The following is a 16,861-nucleotide window of genomic DNA, read 5'->3' as shown; positions in this document are numbered from 1 at the left end:
AACTAATTCCTTCCGGGATGCTCTTTGAGCATTGCATCTCTTAGTTCGTATACCCGCTCCATGGCCACTTCTTCCATCTCTTTTGCCTGATCTTTACGCTTTGTAGAAGTCAGATCACTAAAAGAAACCTTCTGACCAGCGCGAAGATACACCTTTACAGGCTTAACCAGAGGAGAACCTTTTTTCTTAATATCAAGGGCACCAATAATTGCTAAAGGCTGAACATCTACTTTGGCAAGCTGTGCAATAAGCGCAAAGCCGCCATGGGTTTCTCCACGTTCAGTGTTGCTTCTGACTCTGGTACCCTCAGGATAAATGAGAAGCATTTCTCCTCTAGAAAGAGCCGTAGTGGCACGTCGAATTGCCTTCATGTCAGCAGTTCCACGATCTACTGGGATACCACCAAGTCTAGAAAGCGCCCACTGAAGTGGTTTGAATTTGTTGAACTCACTCTTGTAAATGGTTCTCACGGGAATGCCATGAACAAGCAGGTGAACAACAGTAACAATGGGGTCCAAAAATGTTGGATGATTCATGATAAGAACGCGAGGGGTCTTATCACCAACAAAGAGCTGATCATTGTCCCAACGCCATCTAAACCAGATTTTTGTAATCAGTCCAAGCACACTGACTGCCAGCCATTTAAAGAACTTTGCTGGAGCTGGAAAATCAGCAAGCGCGGTATCGTAATAATCGTCAAATGAGTTTCCGCCAAAAGGACGCAAACGATTAGATGCCGCTGCTATAGAAGACTTTTTCTCGGAGCGCTTAGGCTCTTCCGTGTGAGACTTCCCGTCATCAGAAGAGCTGCTCTCTGATCCATTTCCCTGGTGAGAAGCCCTGTGGTTGCGGGCATCTCTTTTGCCGAGTCCAGGATGCAGGGCAATAATAGCTGCAATAACCTCTTCAACAGAAAGCGCAGAAGAGTCAATGTGGTGAGCATCTTCTGCAGCACGAAGTGGCGCTGCCTTACGCTCAGAATCAGCCTTATCGCGAGCCTTGATGTCTTCGAGGATCTTCTCCTCACTCTTGGCGTCTACATGGGCATCGTTTCCGGTGGCTGCATCTCCACCCTGGCGCTGAACGGCACGGCGGTGAGCACGAGCAGCAGAATCTGCGGTCAAAAAAACCTTTACATCTGCCTCAGGGAATACCACGGTGCCAATGTCACGACCTTCTGCGACTACATCGCCATTCTCGCCAGCGCGACGCTGAAGCGTGACCATAGCCTCGCGAACCTCAGGGATGGCTGCAACAGCGCTAACGTTTCTATCTACCTCTGGGGTACGAATCTCTGTCGTAACGTTTGAGCCGTTTGCATAGACGGTCTGACCGTTTGCGGAGTTACCAAACGAGATGCTAATGCTGCGTGCTATCTGAATGATTTTCTCGGTATCAGTCATATCGATGCCTTGACGCAGGCATTCTACAGTTACGGAGCGATACATTGCACCTGTATCAAGAAAAATCAAATCCAGGCGATCAGAAAGGGCGCGAGCTACCGTAGACTTTCCGGAGCCTGCTGGGCCGTCAATAGCAACAATCATTACTTATCCCCCTTGGTGACACCCCAAATGTCACGAAAATCGTAAAAACTTGGCTCAGTGGAACGGCGAATAACCTCTTCTGGATCAAGGTTAAATCCACCAAGCTTGAAATCAGAACTGCCTGTACTAGTAAAGAAGATTGAAGAGACATTTGCAAGATGTACATTCCAGCTTGAACTACCTGGGATGCCAAAAATCTCTGCCATCATAGAGCGCAAATAGCCGCCGTGAGAAATACAAACAGTGCGTCCAGAAAGACTGGAAAGTTCGTTAAGAATAGTGCGACACCTGCTTCTTACCTGCTCGTATGACTCTGCTTCTGGAGCAGGTATGGAGTGGCCGTTTTTGTCTGAGGCCCAAGGAAACGTAAGGCCATAGGGCTTTAAAATCTCTTCTGCATCAGCAAAACGCTTGCTCTCCAAAATGCCAAAATCCATCTCTGCAAGGTCATCTTTTACCTCACAAGGAATACCAAGCTCGGTGGCGGTCATCTGGGCCATGTCTTTGCAGCGAGATAAAGGAGAGGTCCAAATTCTATCTGGATGAAATGCAACAAGTGCACGAACAGCGTGCTCTCGCTGTTCAATGCCATGCTCGGTAAGCTCAACGTCTCTTCTACCACTGAAAAAGCGCTGTGTATTAGCCACGCTTTCTGGATGGCGCATAAACAAAATACGATGAACCTGAGCTGGAACTTCAAATGGCTGCATTATGTCTCCTCTCTGGGCGTGTTTGAGCTGTTTGACGTGCGCTTAGAAATCGTACGACTAGTAATTACTTGCTGGCATGTAAAGGCATGATGGGAGAAGCACCAGGCTCTCTACCAATAGTGCGCTCCAGAGCGGCAACTTCCTCTTCTGTAAGAAGTCTCCACTCACCTTCTTTAACGTCTGCAAGGTGGAGCGGCCCAAACGTGTCTCTGTGAAGTGCAAGAACTCTATGGTGAATAGCCAGAAGCATCTTTTTGACCTGGTGCTTTCTGCCTTCTCTAATAGTTACGCTGACCAGGGAGTTTGGCTCTCCTCCACCGGTTTTTCCTAAACCCTGTGGGGCGAGAAGTGCCTTCAGCTTGGCATCGTTGGAAACAATCTCAACCTCAGCAGGAGCTGCAGGGCCGTCTTCAAGCTCAACACCTTCGCGCAGGCGATTTAACTGCTCTTCTGTAGGTGTACCTACGACATGAGCAACATAGTGCTTCCATACATGTTTTGAGGGATGCAAAAGCTCTTGTGCCATCTGACCATCGGTAGTAAAGAACAAAAGACCCGTGGTATCCATATCAAGGCGTCCAACAGGGAAAAGTCCCGGGTATGAGTCAGTGGGAACCATGTCCACAATGGTTGGTCTACCCTGAGGGTCTTTCATAGTAGTCAGATACCCTGCAGGTTTGTTGAGCATCAAGTAGACGGGTTTCTCGGCAATTGAGCAGACAATGCCGTCAACTGCTACAACATCAACCAGCGGATCAACCTTGCTGCCAAGCTCGGTGACTACCTGGCCGTTTACCGTGACGCGACCAGAGGTCATCAGGCGCTCAGAGCCGCGACGGCTAGCCACTCCTGCGCGCGCCAAAAAGCGCTGCAGGCGCATGGGAACAATACGCTCTTCTGCCACAGCCTATGCATCCTCTTGCGTATCGTAGCTGTCTCCCAAAAGGGAACGCTCATCGTCAATATCTTCTGCAGCTTCTTCAAGCGTTGAAGTGAAGCTTCTGCCAGAGAGTCTCTCGCGAATAAACTGCTTGGACTCTTCATCGGGAGCAAAGTCTTCCAATGGTGGTAACTCTCGCAAAGATTTGAGGCCAAAGCGCTCTAAGAAAAGGGCTGTTGTGCCATAGAGAATAGCTTGTCCCCTATCTGCCTCTTTGCCCACTTCACGCACAAGGTTTTTCTCGCGAAGTGAAGAGATAACACCATCAGAGTTAACACCACGAATAGCACGGACGCCCTCACGAGTAACGGGCTGGTGATAAGCAATAACCGCCAGCGTCTCAAGAGCTGCCTGAGAAAGGCGGCGCGTATCCCAGGAGAGCACAAAATCGCTGACCAGCTGATGGTGAGCTGGGTGCGTAAAGAGACGCCAACCGCCAGCTACCTCTCTGAGCTGAAAACCCCTGTTGCAACGCGTGTACTCCTCTGCAAGCTCTTTGAGCGCTTGGGCAACTTCGGCAGGAGCTGCATTGGTGACCTTAGAAAAGTCGGCCGTAGTGATTGCATCTGTTGCAACCAAAAGCAGTGATTCTAGTGCACCTTTGAGTGACTCGGAATCTAAATAGGTAAGCTCTTCTGCCATAAGTTATTCCGCCTCTTTCTGTACTTCATCGGGCGTTTGAGTTAACGATAAGAGCGTCTGCTGGACGTCTTGGAGCGCATTTTGAGACAAGTTAAATCCTTCAAGGTCTGGCTCATCACCAGACAGTTCTTCTAGTTCCAAAAGAACCGACTCATCAAGCTGGTATGAATCTGCGCCCTCTATGTGCTCAATCTCAATCTCGCCAAAGATGACATCCTGCTGAACACGAACAAGACCGCGCTTAAAAAGCTCAAGCACTGCCAAAAAGTTTGCAACCACAATTTCTGGCGTATCTTGACCGTCTAAGAGCTCAGAGAACGTCACTTTGCCCTTAGAGCGCGTCAGTCGGTCCACAGAAGCTACCGTCAGAGCTACTGGGAGCCTTTTTGGCGCCACATGTTCTGCTTCAAGCAAGAATGTCTCACGTTTTGAGTCAATGTCCGCACAGATGACGGCAAGGCTTCTGAGGGTAATGCCCTCAAGATAGTCTGGCATGAGATTCAAAAAATCAGGATCTGGGCCCACTGAGCGTGGGAACATGTACGACTCTGCCTCCATACGACTACCTAGCGCAGCACCCGCATTTCTGAACTGCTTATAGGCAATAAGGCGAGCAATAAGAACTTCTCGAGCCTCATCAGGAGAAAGCCCGTCAAGCTCGTCATCATACTCATCTTCATCGTATGAATTTTTGAGCGAAACATCTTGAGGCACCAAGGCATGAGCTTTCATGTCCAAAAGCGTTGACGCAACAAGGACAAAGTCACTGGCAACGTCTAGGTCAAGCTCTTCCATGGCGTCAACTTCTGCCAGGTACTGATCAGCAACCTCAGAGATAGAAATGGAGCCGATGGCAACTTTTTGCCTACTTACTAGCTGAAGCAGCAGGTCAAATGGGCCAGAATATGTTGCGGTGTTTACTTTGTACGACATTAGATGATTCTCGCAAGCAGGCTCAAAATGACGTTAGAAATGCCCCCAATAATGGACGAGAAAAAGCCAGGCGCAAAGAACATGAGTCCCACTACAGCAATCATACAGTAAGGCTCAATGGCGTAGAACTTTTGACGGTTTTTCTCGCCAAGAAAATAGAGTAGCAGCTTAGATCCGTCCAAAGGCGGAATTGGCAGCATGTTAAAGACTGCCAGGCTTACGTTAATCTGAATGTAGAAGATTACCAGCGAAGAAACGTAGTACATTATCAGCGGATTTAAAGCCGTGCCAAAAGCAATGCTTACCGCGTTAAGCAAACGCAGCAACAGTGCGCCGAGAAATGCCTGTAAAATATTGGAAGTAGGTCCTGCAAGCGCTACCAGAATCTCGTCACGACGACGATTTTTGAGGTAGTTGGGGTTATAGGGAACGGGCTTTGCGTAACCAAAGCTAGGACCGCCCATCAATACCAACATAAACGGCAAAAGAACCGTACCGAACAAGTCAATGTGTGCCAGTGGATTGAGCGTCAAACGGCCAGACATTTTAGCGGTAGGATCTCCGCACTTGTATGCCACAAAGCCATGCGCAACCTCGTGAACCACAATGGCAAAGATTACCAGTGCAAATTCAGCGAGCGTTGTCAAAAGCGATGGAACTGATGTTAAAGCAGTTGGCACAACAATCCTTATCTCAACATCTGCAAAAACACACAGACGGACACGTACAGACGTAAGCCTCAAGTACAAGGCGTTAGGTACAAACAGTAAGCACAAGACTGTAGATACAAGACAATTTTACCCAAGATTGGCAAAACTACCTACTCATCAATGTCAGCTTCCATTTTTTCTGAAAGCTCCAACCACTCAGCCTCAAGAGCAGGAATCTTCTTGGAAAGTGCCTGGTATTCAGCCATGCACTCATCAAACTTTTGAGGATCGTTATAAAGAGCCTCATCAGCCATAAGCGTCATGAGCTCATCGTAGCGTTTGTGCGCAGGAGTCAGCGCTGCCTCGACCTCATCCAGGCGCTTCTTGGTCTCTCTGAGCGCGCGACTTCTACGATTGCGCTCCTCCGCCTCAGCTCTTCTCTGCTCCTTAGTCTTCACATTGCGAGAAGATCCTGCAGCTTGACCTGCCTCTGGAGCAGCACTCTTAACCGCTCTTGCACCCGAAGTTCCATACGAGGACACGGTCTTGCTCGACGTCTCCCCCTGAGCTGCTGTTTGAAGCTCTGCCAGCTTAAAGAGGAAGTAATCGTAGTTACCGTCATAGACCGTAACCTTGTGGTCACGAACGTCCACAACTTTGTTAGCTACAGCTCTAACCAGGTGCTCATCGTGACTGATTAAGATGATAGTTCCTGGGAAGTCAACAAGTGCCTTCTCTAGAACGTCAACAGAGTCAATATCCAGGTGGTTAGTTGGCTCGTCTAGAAGCAACAGTGGATCTGGAGAAACCAGCATCTTAGCAAGTGCGAGACGGGCGCGCTCGCCGCCAGATAGCACATTTACGCGTTTCTCAACGTCATCGCCATGGAAAAGGAAGGCTCCAAGCAATCTACGCTCTTCAGAAGTAGTCCAGCCCGCAGCAACGGTATCAAGCTCTGCAAGTACCGTATTTGCAGGATTGAGCTCTTCAAGCTGGTGCTGTGCATAGTAAGCTTCAGTGACGTTTTGGCCCAGAGTGATTTCTCCGGCATCTGGCTTCAGCTTGCCGGCAATGAGCTTCATAAGAGTGGATTTTCCAGCGCCGTTAGGACCAACAAGCGCTACGTGATCTCCGCGATACAGCTTAAGGTCGACGTTATCGTAGACAAAGTTATCCTCGTAAGATTTGGCCACACCCTCAAGAGAAATGACCGTATCTCCGGTACGGGGAGGCTCTGGAAACCTAAAATGCATATGGTGAGACTGCTCTGGAAGAACTACCAGCTCTTCACGGATCTTCTCGACCTTTGCTACGCGTTCTTGAACCTGCTTTGCCTTAGTTGGCTTATACCTAAAGCGCTCAATGAAGGTTTCCATATGAGCAATATCACGCTCTTGAGCTGCACGTTTAGCACGGAGCTGCTCAAGATTTTCTTCTCGCTGATGAAGGTAACCAGAATAATTGCCGGTATACGTAACTAGCATGCGATTCTCAAGTGCTGCAACGTGAGTCACGCAAGCATCCATAAACGAACGGTCGTGGCTTACCAGTAAAACCGTGCCGTCATATGACGATAAGAACCTCTCAAGCCACTGAACAGATTCCAAGTCCAGGTGGTTGGTAGGCTCGTCCAAGAGAAGGACGTCAGGACGACGCAGAAGCAACTTTGACAAAGAGATACGCATCTGCCAGCCACCCGAGAACTCTTTGGCTGGCTTGTCAAAATCTTCTACTGGGAAACCAAGACCTGCAAGAATCTGACGAGCTCTACTTTCAAGCTCATAGCCACCAAGACGCTCAAAGCGCTCCATGGCATGAGCATAATCTTCCAGGTACTTGTTAAGCGTGGCACCCTCAGGAGTTTCAGCAATTTTGAGTGAAAGGTCATTTACCTTTCTCTCCCACTGTTTAATCTCATGAGCAGACTCGATGACCTCATTGAGAGCAGTTCTGTCCCCCATGAGTTCTGTCTCTTGCTCAAGGTATCCAAGGGTAGCGTCTTTTGCAAAGGTAACGGTTCCCTCATCAGCAGACTCTAGGCCCATGATGATCTTTAGAAGCGTAGTCTTACCAGCACCATTAGGGCCAACTAAAGCCCAACGCTCTCCTGCATTGAGCTGAAGTGTTGCATTTGAATAAAGGACTCTACCGCCAAATGACTTAGAAATCTTATCCGCAAGAGCAATCAAGTGAACTCCTCATACATATCTGAACTGGATAAGTATAAGTCATTCACTTGATTTACGTGGTGAATTATGTAAATGAAGCTAAGCTTATGAAGATTTATTGACACTTCTTATGAAGGAAAAGAGCTGCGCCAACAACAATGATAGTTGCGCCAGCAACACCAATGATTAGAGGTAGCGTAAGAGCGTTATCACCAGTATCTGGAAGAGCGGACTTCTTAACCTTCTTAGCCTTTGGGGCCTCTGGCTGAGGTTGTGGCTGAGGTTCTGGTGCTGGAGTTGGCTCAGGACTTAGCTCTGAAGCAGGCTCAGGAGTTGGAACCTCGTTCTTCTTGTTTACAAATACAACCTCTGCTGTAGTATCTGTACTGGTAATCTTAGCAGTTTGAGGATTAGGGTCTTCGATGGTGTATCCATCAGGGGTTGTCAGCTGAGTAATAGTAGATTCTCTCTCAACAAGATAATCAGGAATAACAACAGTACCGTCAGGACCAGTGGTAAGCAGATAGTTATTATCCGCATCTCTATCAACATGACTGATCTGCGTGTAAGGAACACCAGGTGCTTCAGGTGTCTGAGTCATAGCACGAGGAGTATCGCTACCAGGTAAAGTGGCTAGATCTGGTGCGGGAATTACAGGCGTAACTGGAGGACATGCGGGATATGGGTATCCTGGTAATCTTTCAGTGGCTGGTGTTGCCTTAAGGGTAGCACCAGCAACAGGATTACCATAATAGTTGTCAGTAACATTTACGGTCAACACATTCTCATTTGCTGCGTATGCGGGCTGGGCAAAACCAAGACTTACAGCACACATCACCATGACCAGCAGAGCAACAAATAGAGACTTTGTTCTCTTCATTCTTAACTCGTGAATTAAATTCTTACAACGAATATGCCTAGAGGATAATATAAAAATACAGCTGTTATGTAGCCGTTTCTTAATTCCCCAAATACTTCTCAAATTTTTCAGAAGATCTTGCATGCTGAATAAATCAGTAAACAGCAAAAAAATAGCGAGAAGACCCTTGTGCTTGAAAGGTCTTCTCGCTAAAAATCGTCAGTTGAGTTTGATGGAAGTAAGGCTACTTATCCATGGTGAGGTGAATAGCAAAGCCGGCAATCTCGTCTTTGAAGTAGACCAAAAAGGTACTGCCATCTGGATTAAGCCTTCTAGAAGTCTCGTCAATTTCAAAGCCACGACCTGCAAAGTAATTCTCGGCAGCAGGAATGTTGTTAACGTGGAAGCCAATATGACCCTTTGTGCCTCGCCCATTTTGTTTCATGACCTCTACCAGGGTCCCTGCAAAAAATGAAGGTGGCTGCTCAATAGTTGGAAGTCCCATAAGAGCGGTAAACAGGTTTGCAATCTTTTCTGCCTCGTCCGTATTGCTTGCGTTAATGCCAATGTGAGCAACGTACATATCAAACTGCTCAACTGGATTAATGGCACGGGTATTGTTAGTTGATTTTGTCATACATCTCCCCTTTCCTAGGGCTCAAGTATATAAGGGAAGCTCTAAGATTTCTGCTTGGCAATGAATATTAGTCATTACTGTAACTAAGTACTAACAAAAAAGCCTAGTAACCTAGGCCTTAAAAATTCTATGGTGGGCGATGCTGGATTTGAACCAGCGACCCCTTCCGTGTGAAGGAAGTGCTCTACCCCTGAGCCAATCGCCCGAACGACTTGCAATAATAACAAACAATGAAGCTAATTTCTAGCTTTTGACTTTTTTGACGGTGAATACGTAGATACAGTCTTATTCATCTGAACAAGAATGATTCCCAAGAAGATAAGCTGAAGAATCATTGGTGCAATTACCATTGGCTGAGAAGCAAGCTGTGAAACAAAGACCCATTCAATAGTAAAGAGAATGAGTACAACACCGGCTACAAGACGAACAATACCGTGGGTTTTCTCAAAATCTTTGGCCAAACTAATGCATTTCTGCAGAATATAGCAGCAATAAACCGACATTAAGCTGCACATGAGAAGCACAATCATGCTGGAAGAGAAACGGCCATAGCCAACTGAGAAGGCAAAGATGACAATACCGGCAACGCCAAGCGCGCCAAGCATAGAGGAAAGCGCCATCATCAACTTAGTTCCACGATCCATACAAACCCCCAACAAGTCAGTTCACAAAGAAAACCGTACACAACCGGAGCTAGAACAATAAAAAACTTACTTGGCTTCAAGAGATTTTTTGACTTTATGAGATCCTCGAGCAACAGCACTTGCCATTGCCAATAGTGCAAACAGCTCAATGAACTGCAAAGTTACAGAAGGTGTCAAAATCAACTGAGCAACAACAGCAACAGCCAAAACCACACACGATCCAAAAATCATAGGATAAGCGGCTGCAGCTCTATTAGGAACATTAGCCTCTCTAGCTGCATAACCACCAGTAAGAAGTGAAATCATACTTGCAAGCAAAAGTAGAGCGGAATCAATTGATGGACCGGCACCAATTACAAGAACCGCAACGTTAACAAGACCTAAAAGTCCGCCGATCAAAAGTGTCAAACTAAAGATCTTCATCTTACGAGTCTCAGGAGTCATGTATCCCCTATCTACAAGTTATAACTGACGGATATTTTACCCGTTTTTATATAAATTACGTAATCGAATCATTAAACGGTAAAGAGTTTCGGTAAAAGAAATGGCGAGAAAACCAAGGGGTTTCTCGCCACAAGTGTATTTGGTGGGCCCAGAGGGATTTGAACCCCCAACCCAGGGATTATGAGTCCCCTGCGCTAACCGTTGCGCCATGAGCCCGTAAGAAAAAAGCGGCGACAGATGCCGCCGCCAGAATGCGTGGTGGAGAATAGGGGGATCGAACCCCTGACCTCATGACTGCCAGTCATGCGCTCTCCCAGCTGAGCTAATTCCCCGAACGTGGTGCGGGAAATACTATAGCAAACCAAAGCTCTGTTTTTCTCGACAATTTTGTAATTGATGGTATATAAATCGAATTTGCATAAAGTGTGCTGGGTACACAAGTAGTAATGATTACTCTTAATTGAAACTTATGGGAGTTTTAGATGAATACAGAACTAGTACAAGGAATTTTGATTCCTTTTGCAGGAACTTCGCTGGGTGCAGCGATGGTACTGTTTATGAAGAAGGCCCTCAATCGAACAGTAGAGCGTGCTCTTACAGGCTTTGCCGCTGGCGTCATGGTTGCCGCTTCTATCTGGAGTTTGTTGATTCCGGCCATTGAATCCTCTGAAGCAATGGGACAGTTTGCTTTTGTTCCCGCGGTAGTTGGGTTTTGGGTAGGCACTCTTTTCTTGCTTTTGCTTGACCATGTAATTCCCCACCTTCACCTGGGTGAGACAGACGATGAAGCTGAAGGCATTAAGACAAGCTGGCAAAAATCAACGCTTATGGCGTTAGCAGTAACGCTCCACAACATTCCTGAAGGAATGGCCGTAGGCGTTGTTTTTGCTGGATGGATCTCGGGTAACTCTAATATCACCTATGCAGGAGCCATGGCTTTGGCGCTTGGCATTGCTATTCAAAACTTTCCTGAAGGAGCCATCATTTCTATGCCTCTTCATGCGGGTGGTACTTTTAAAGGTAAATCACTTATTTTGGGAATTTTATCGGGCATAGTTGAGCCTATTGGAGCGGTGCTCACTATTCTTGCAGCAGAGCTTGTTATTCCCATTCTTCCCTACCTGCTCAGTTTTGCCGCAGGCGCCATGATGTACGTTGTTGTAGAAGAACTTATTCCAGAAATGAGTGAAGGCAAGCATTCAAATGTTGGAGTACTTGCCTTCGCACTAGGCTTTACCGTTATGATGACGCTTGATGTAGCGCTTGGTTAAAAACCAGGCGCTCTTTTTTTAAAGCTCGCGCTCTGGAAGGATCTTCTCGGCCAGCCAAGAGCCAACTTCATCAAGGGCAACCTCAAAGCGCTCGCCGGTAGCGCGCTCTTTGACTTCTGCAATGCCATTTGCAACACCCTTCTTGCCCACAATTACCTGCCATGGGAAGCCGATAAGGTCTGCATCAGCAAATTTAACGCCAGGGCGCTCTGCACGGTCATCAACAACAGTCTCAAGTCCAGCAGCAACGCAAGCGTCAGCTACTGCACCTGCTGCATCCCAAATCTCTGGGTCTTTATCGGAGAGACAAAGAACAGAAACCTCATAAGGAGCAACAGAGACTGGCCACTTGATGCCCTTCTCGTCATTGTATTGCTCAACAACAGCAGCAAGCAGTCTGGAAACGCCAATTCCATAGCAGCCCATAACAAGAGGCTTATCCTCACCGTTTTCATCGGTGAAGGTTGCATTAAGTGCCGAAGAGTACTTGGTGCCAAGCTGGAAGACCTGGCCAACCTCAATACCGCGAGCAGCATGAAGAGGAAGACCGCACTCAGGACAAATATCGCCCTCCTGAGAAGTGACAAGGTCTTTCCACTCGTTAATCTCAAAGTCACGGCCAAGCTCAACGTGATCAAGGTGATAGTCTGCCTTGTTAGCGCCACAGAGCCACCACTGAGTATCCTCAAGAGAGAGATCTCCAACAACGCGGATGCCCTCAGGTAGACCAACAGGTCCGATGAAGCCCTTGATGAGACCATACTCCTCAAGCTCTTCATCGGTCATCATGTGATAGTCACCAAAGACGTGCTCAGCTTTAACCTCATTAAGCTCATGAGTACCTGGAACAAAGCACACAACTGGCTTACCGTTTCCGTCAACAAGTGCAAGAGCCTTGCGAGTTGCTGCTGGTGAAACGTGAAGGAACTCAGCAACATCATCAATGGAGCCAATACCAGGAGTGTGAATCTCACACATCTTGCCAGACTCACGCTCTTCTACGTTGATCTTTGCTGCAGCTGCCTCAGTATCTGCAGCATAGCCGCAATCGCAATAGACTAGGCTTGCCTCGCCAGCGTCTGCCAGCGCCATAAACTCAACAGAGGTGTCTCCACCAATCTGACCAGAGTCTGCAACTACCTGCAGAGCCTTAAGACGTGTGCGATCACAAACGTTCTGGTAAGCAACCTTCTCCTGGTCATAGCACTCTTGCAGCGACTCTTGATTTGCCGAGAAGGAATAGCCATCTTTCATAATGAACTCACGGCCGCGCATAAGACCAAAACGTGGACGACGCTCGTCACGGAACTTATCCTGAATCTGATAGAGCGTTACAGGAAGCTGCTTATAGCTCTTGAGCTCGTTTCTTATAAGGTCTGTGAAGGTTTCCTCGTGAGTTGGGCCAAGAGCAAACTGACGATCATGACGGTCGTGCATACGCATGAGCTCATCACCATAGACATCCCAACGACCAGACTCTTCCCAGAGCTCAGCAGGGGTCATAATAGGAACAAGAATCTCCTGAGCACCAATACCGTCCATCTCATCGCGAATGATGGCCTCAATCTTTAAAAGAGAGCGCCATGCAAGTGGTAGATAAGAGTAAAGACCCGCAGCGGTCTTTCTGATCATGCCAGCACGAAGGAGCAGGCGGTGACTTGCAAGTACAGCCTCAGCTGGGTCTTCTTTGAGTGTTGGTGCATACAAAGAAGACATGCGCATCCAGTGCTTCAAGGTAGTTTCCTTTCAATATGAAGTAATACGTATAGTTTACTTATTTTTTGCCAAAACGATTCTCGATTTCGGCGAATAACTCATCAACAATCTTATCTTCAGGAACTTTTCTAATAGGATTGCCGTTTTCAAACAACACTGCTTGACCTTTGCCACAGGCTACACCAAGGTCAACGCCCCTAGCCTCACCAGGTCCATTAACAACACATCCCATGACTGCTACAGAAATTGGAGCACGAACGCCATCCAGGCGTTTGGTAACTTCCTCTGCAATAGGAATCATATCAACGCCACACCTGCCACAGGTGGGACAACTCACCAGTTCTGGCTTAATGCGACGCATACCAAGGGCTGCAAGAAGCTCCCACGCTACGTGGACTTCTTCTACGGGATCGGCCGTCAAAGAAAGGCGCATGGTATCGCCAATACCGCTCTCAAGCAAAATGCCCACCGCAGCAGCATTCTTTACCGTTCCCTGCCTTAACGCACCGGCTTCTGTAACGCCTACATGCAGAGGAATCTGTGGAAGCTCCTTGGAAAGCGCTCGATATACCGCAAGTGTAGTGGGAACATCGTGAGCTTTTGCAGACAAGACAATGTCGTCAAAACCGCGAGAAGAAAAATGCTCTACAAATGACTTTGACGACGCCACGAGTTTCTCGACAAGGGTCATATCTTGTCTTGTATCAAATTCTTTAGCAAGAGAGCCTGCGTTAACGCCAATTCTAATGGGAATATGTGCCTCTTTAGCTGCCTCAATGACAGCATCAACACGCTCCATAGAGCCAATGTTTCCTGGGTTAATACGAAGAGCTGCCGCACCTCGCTTTGCAGCTTCAAGCGCCAGCTTATAGTCAAAGTGAATATCGGCAACAACAGGAAGTGGCGAGTATTTGCAAATCTCTTCAAAGCCATCCAAGGCCTTTGCATCAGGAATTGCCACACGGATAATCTCGCATCCTGCCTCAGCAAGCCCCTTAATCTGAAGGAGCGTTGCATCTGGATCATCTGTTTTAGTGGTGCACATAGATTGAACGGAAACGGGAGCGCCGCCGCCAACCTGGACAGATCCAACCATAACGGGATGAGTTTTTGTGCGAGCAATCTCAGACATAAAATCAGCTACCTAAAAAGTAAATGAAGAATATCGTTTCTCAGTGCAACAACAAAGACAAACAGGAAAAACGCCAGTCCAATGTAAGACAAAATGTTTTGAACCTTGATAGACAGAGGCTTTCTGATAATCACCTGAATTGCCTCAATCAGAATCTTTCCACCGTCAAGAGGTGGAATAGGTAAAAGATTCATGAATCCAAGTGACATGGAAATAGCTGCTACCAGCATAATAAGAGTCGAGAAACCCTCTGCAGCAGCTTCTGATGCCATTACAGAAATTCCTACAACAGAAGACGACTGATTGAGAACTTCCATGGTCTGCGTTGGGATGAGCAGTCTGAGCGCAAACTGACCAACCTGCGCGGCATACGATACAGCTGCAGCTGATGCGTCAATAAACGAGAAGTGATAGGTGGTCATGACAGGTGTCACGCCAATGATTTTATCGTCAGGACGCAAAACTGGCTTAATGGTAGTTTCAAGCTGAATGCCATTGCGCTCATACGTGACAGGGATATCCTTGCCTCCATTGGACATTGCATCTTTGATAGCAGCAGTAAGGTCTTCCCAGGTATGTACCTCTACCTTGTTAAAGGTAAGAATAGTGTCTCCGGCAGTAAGGCCTGAAATAGCAGCAATAGAGCCAGATTCAACGGATCCAAGCTGAGCCTTATTTTGAACAGCAGGAGTGCCAACAAACATCAATGAGCCAACTACCAGCACAAAAGCAAGCGCAATGTTGACCAAGGGTCCGCCCAAAATCATGAGCAGGCGCTTGGGAACATTTACACCAACATAGGTATGTGCCTTTTCTTGAGCAAAGAAATCATCAGCGGACACCTGTGGAACACGAGGCTCCCCTGCTGCTGTAGAGCCTTCAAGCTCAAAGTTGTGACCGCGATCATACTCACAGCGAAGCTCAGCATCTCTCGCAAGCGTCTGAAACGTGGTGTGCGATAGCTCATCTGACTCTTTGACAAGCTCAATGGAGCCCCAATCTGCAAGGGTGTACAGCAGATTGTAGGCACGCTCATCCTCACAGTTAAGTTTTGCTGCAAGAGCACCAACCTCAAGTGAACCTGCTTCTTGAACGCTCATCAAAGCTTGTGGAAGCAGTTCATCTAGCTCGCCTTCCATACCGCAGATGCGCGTATAGCCACCAAAAAGAAGTGGAGTCACGCCAACCTCAGTACCGTATTTTTTGCTCTTATGAGAAAGCTTGTACTTGAACGGCATGCCCAAGAAAAACTCAGTTACACGGACGCCACACAGGCGAGCCATACCGTAATGACCAGCCTCGTGAACAAATACAAGGAGCGAGAGGACCAAGAGTCCCCAAAAAATTGGTGAAAGAATAGCTAACAAATTCACAAAATTCCTATCCCACAAAAGAACGGGCTAAAGCTCGTGCCTCTGCGTCTACAAGCGTCAATTGTTGAAGGTCTTCTACCCTTTGAACTTCAGAGGCATTCATAGTCTCTGCAACAATGCGCTCAATATCAAGAAATGAACATCTTCCTCGTCTAAATGCATGGTTAGCAACTTCATTAGCTGCATTCATAATGCAAGGAAGCGTTCCGCCAACAGTTCCTGCATGACGAGCAAGAGCCAGGCATCCAAAGGTCTTCTCGTCAGCATAATCGCCTGTAAGAGGAGCGGTTTCTTGCCACTCAACCGGCTGAGCAATTGCTGGCCAACGATGTGGATAGCTCAGCGCAAATTGGATAGGCAGCCTCATATCAGAGGCTCCGAGCTGCGCTTTAACAGAGCCGTCAACAAACTCAACCATAGAGTGAATGCGACTCTGACGATGTACCAACACTTCAAGCTTATCCATTGGAGTATCAAAGAGGTGATGAGCCTCAATGAGCTCAAGGCCCTTATTCATGAGCGTTGCACAGTCGATGGTAATCTTGGCGCCCATCTTCCAAGTTGGATGTGCCAAGGCGTCGTCGGCCGAAACGTGTTTGAGCTGCTCGCGAGAATATCCGAAGAACGGACCACCAGAGCAGGTAAGCCAAATCCTCTGGATATCAGCGGGGTTCTCGCCAATAAGGCACTGGAAGATGGCACTGTGCTCAGAATCAACAGGGATGAGCTGACCGGGCTTAACCAGAGGCATCAGAAGGTCTCCGCCAACAACAATTGACTCCTTGTTAGCGTAAGCCAGCACTTTGCCAGCCTTCACAGCGGCCAGACCAGCGTAAATGCCAGCCTCTCCTACCACTGCGTTGACTACACAGTCAACCTCATCCAGCTCAGCGAGCGCCTGAACGGCCTCAGGGCCAAAGCTTGCTTTGCAGCCTTGAGGCAAGCTGTCGAGAAGAGCATTGCCCTTGACACTTGCATCGGCAAAAGCAACGTATTTGCAGTTGAACTCATTTGCTGCCTTCACGGCAAACTCAACCGACGACCTCACCGCAAGGGCAGCAACCTCCACCTTTTGCGGGAAATGACGGCATACATCAAGCGTCTGCATGCCCACAGAACCCGAAGCTCCAAGGACAGCAACACGCAGAGGCTCATGCCTTACAGCACGAGGCGCGGTATCTTCAAAAATGCTCAA

The 16,861-nt window shown here is 47.7% G+C and carries 16 protein-coding genes and 3 tRNA genes; 1 reads left to right on the top strand and 18 read right to left on the bottom strand.

Features of this window, described 5'->3' with window-relative positions:
- Nucleotides 1-2 precede the first annotated feature (2 nt).
- The 14 genes from cmk to HMPREF1492_RS04130 all read right to left on the bottom strand — a co-directional run bounded on the left by cmk (nt 3) and on the right by HMPREF1492_RS04130 (nt 10,506).
- A complete protein-coding gene (gene cmk, locus HMPREF1492_RS04195; protein WP_035436200.1) occupies nt 3-1,547 on the bottom strand; it encodes a (d)CMP kinase in 1,545 nt (514 codons plus the stop codon).
- Nucleotides 1,547-2,257, bottom strand: a complete 711-nt coding sequence (locus HMPREF1492_RS04190; RefSeq protein ID WP_035436197.1) for a histidine phosphatase family protein — start codon at nt 2,255-2,257, stop codon at nt 1,547-1,549. Before HMPREF1492_RS04190 ends, cmk begins: the two co-directional genes overlap by 1 nt.
- Before the next feature lie 64 nt (nt 2,258-2,321).
- Complete coding sequence (locus tag HMPREF1492_RS04185) at nt 2,322-3,161, bottom strand: pseudouridine synthase (protein WP_035436194.1); 840 nt, start codon at nt 3,159-3,161, stop codon at nt 2,322-2,324.
- Nucleotides 3,162-3,164: 3 nt separating this feature from the next.
- Nucleotides 3,165-3,839, bottom strand: coding sequence for an SMC-Scp complex subunit ScpB (gene scpB / locus HMPREF1492_RS04180; RefSeq protein ID WP_035427519.1), 675 nt, complete (start codon nt 3,837-3,839; stop codon nt 3,165-3,167).
- A gap of 3 nt (nt 3,840-3,842) precedes the next feature.
- Nucleotides 3,843-4,772 (bottom strand): segregation and condensation protein A, encoded by a 930-nt coding sequence (locus tag HMPREF1492_RS04175; RefSeq protein ID WP_035436191.1) that lies wholly within the window; start codon nt 4,770-4,772, stop codon nt 3,843-3,845.
- Nucleotides 4,772-5,452 (bottom strand): site-2 protease family protein, encoded by a 681-nt coding sequence (locus HMPREF1492_RS04170; RefSeq protein ID WP_035436188.1) that lies wholly within the window; start codon nt 5,450-5,452, stop codon nt 4,772-4,774. The genes HMPREF1492_RS04175 and HMPREF1492_RS04170 overlap by 1 nt, the downstream gene beginning before the upstream one ends.
- Nucleotides 5,453-5,592: 140 nt before the next feature.
- On the bottom strand, nt 5,593-7,611 hold the full coding sequence (locus HMPREF1492_RS04165) for an ABC-F family ATP-binding cassette domain-containing protein (RefSeq protein ID WP_035436185.1): 2,019 nt from the start codon (nt 7,609-7,611) through the stop codon (nt 5,593-5,595).
- A 94-nt stretch (nt 7,612-7,705) separates the two neighbouring features.
- Nucleotides 7,706-8,470 carry an LPXTG cell wall anchor domain-containing protein gene (locus HMPREF1492_RS04160; RefSeq protein WP_035436182.1) on the bottom strand — a complete coding sequence of 255 codons (765 nt, stop codon included), beginning with the start codon at nt 8,468-8,470 and terminating at the stop codon, nt 7,706-7,708.
- 223 nt (nt 8,471-8,693) lie between these two features.
- On the bottom strand, nt 8,694-9,086 hold the full coding sequence (locus HMPREF1492_RS04155; RefSeq protein WP_035436179.1) for a VOC family protein: 393 nt from the start codon (nt 9,084-9,086) through the stop codon (nt 8,694-8,696).
- 130 nt (nt 9,087-9,216) lie between these two features.
- Nucleotides 9,217-9,291, bottom strand: a tRNA-Val gene (locus HMPREF1492_RS04150).
- Nucleotides 9,292-9,322: 31 nt separating this feature from the next.
- A complete protein-coding gene (locus HMPREF1492_RS04145) occupies nt 9,323-9,730 on the bottom strand; it encodes a hypothetical protein (RefSeq protein WP_035436176.1) in 408 nt (135 codons plus the stop codon).
- A 66-nt stretch (nt 9,731-9,796) separates the two neighbouring features.
- A complete protein-coding gene (locus HMPREF1492_RS04140) occupies nt 9,797-10,174 on the bottom strand; it encodes a hypothetical protein (RefSeq protein ID WP_035436173.1) in 378 nt (125 codons plus the stop codon).
- A 140-nt stretch (nt 10,175-10,314) separates the two neighbouring features.
- Nucleotides 10,315-10,390: transfer RNA gene (locus HMPREF1492_RS04135), tRNA-Ile, on the bottom strand.
- Between the two features lie 40 nt (nt 10,391-10,430).
- A tRNA-Ala gene (locus HMPREF1492_RS04130) sits at nt 10,431-10,506 on the bottom strand.
- Nucleotides 10,507-10,656: 150 nt separating this feature from the next.
- Here HMPREF1492_RS04130 and HMPREF1492_RS04125 point away from each other — a divergent pair.
- On the top strand, nt 10,657-11,445 hold the full coding sequence (locus HMPREF1492_RS04125; protein ID WP_035436170.1) for a ZIP family metal transporter: 789 nt from the start codon (nt 10,657-10,659) through the stop codon (nt 11,443-11,445).
- A gap of 18 nt (nt 11,446-11,463) precedes the next feature.
- Here HMPREF1492_RS04125 and HMPREF1492_RS04120 read toward each other — a convergent pair whose 3' ends face one another.
- From HMPREF1492_RS04120 to dxr, 4 genes are read right to left on the bottom strand one after another with little or no spacing between them, the layout of a single operon-like run.
- Nucleotides 11,464-13,167, bottom strand: a complete 1,704-nt coding sequence (locus tag HMPREF1492_RS04120; RefSeq protein WP_035436320.1) for a proline--tRNA ligase — start codon at nt 13,165-13,167, stop codon at nt 11,464-11,466.
- Between the two features lie 52 nt (nt 13,168-13,219).
- Complete coding sequence (gene ispG, locus HMPREF1492_RS04115; protein ID WP_035436167.1) at nt 13,220-14,293, bottom strand: flavodoxin-dependent (E)-4-hydroxy-3-methylbut-2-enyl-diphosphate synthase; 1,074 nt, start codon at nt 14,291-14,293, stop codon at nt 13,220-13,222.
- 8 nt (nt 14,294-14,301) lie between these two features.
- Complete coding sequence (locus HMPREF1492_RS04110; RefSeq protein WP_035436164.1) at nt 14,302-15,666, bottom strand: M50 family metallopeptidase; 1,365 nt, start codon at nt 15,664-15,666, stop codon at nt 14,302-14,304.
- Nucleotides 15,667-15,673: 7 nt separating this feature from the next.
- Nucleotides 15,674-16,861, bottom strand: a complete 1,188-nt coding sequence (gene dxr, locus HMPREF1492_RS04105; protein ID WP_051479394.1) for a 1-deoxy-D-xylulose-5-phosphate reductoisomerase — start codon at nt 16,859-16,861, stop codon at nt 15,674-15,676.

The sequence above is a fragment of the Atopobium sp. BS2 genome (assembly GCF_000565075.1).
Lineage (GTDB): Bacteria > Actinomycetota > Coriobacteriia > Coriobacteriales > Atopobiaceae > Lancefieldella.
Note: the sequence above shows the minus strand (reverse complement) of the source record. Positions and strands in the feature narration are given on the sequence as shown.

Coding starts and splice junctions, on each gene's coding strand:
- cmk (WP_035436200.1), bottom strand. CDS start 1,547: ATGATTGTTGCTATTGACGGCCCAGCAGGCTCCGGAAAGTCTACGGTA.
- HMPREF1492_RS04190 (WP_035436197.1), bottom strand. CDS start 2,257: ATGCAGCCATTTGAAGTTCCAGCTCAGGTTCATCGTATTTTGTTTATG.
- scpB (WP_035427519.1), bottom strand. CDS start 3,839: ATGGCAGAAGAGCTTACCTATTTAGATTCCGAGTCACTCAAAGGTGCA.
- HMPREF1492_RS04175 (WP_035436191.1), bottom strand. CDS start 4,772: ATGTCGTACAAAGTAAACACCGCAACATATTCTGGCCCATTTGACCTG.
- HMPREF1492_RS04160 (WP_035436182.1), bottom strand. CDS start 8,470: ATGAAGAGAACAAAGTCTCTATTTGTTGCTCTGCTGGTCATGGTGATG.
- HMPREF1492_RS04155 (WP_035436179.1), bottom strand. CDS start 9,086: ATGACAAAATCAACTAACAATACCCGTGCCATTAATCCAGTTGAGCAG.
- HMPREF1492_RS04145 (WP_035436176.1), bottom strand. CDS start 9,730: ATGGATCGTGGAACTAAGTTGATGATGGCGCTTTCCTCTATGCTTGGC.
- HMPREF1492_RS04140 (WP_035436173.1), bottom strand. CDS start 10,174: ATGACTCCTGAGACTCGTAAGATGAAGATCTTTAGTTTGACACTTTTG.
- HMPREF1492_RS04125 (WP_035436170.1), top strand. CDS start 10,657: ATGAATACAGAACTAGTACAAGGAATTTTGATTCCTTTTGCAGGAACT.
- HMPREF1492_RS04120 (WP_035436320.1), bottom strand. CDS start 13,167: ATGCGCATGTCTTCTTTGTATGCACCAACACTCAAAGAAGACCCAGCT.
- ispG (WP_035436167.1), bottom strand. CDS start 14,293: ATGTCTGAGATTGCTCGCACAAAAACTCATCCCGTTATGGTTGGATCT.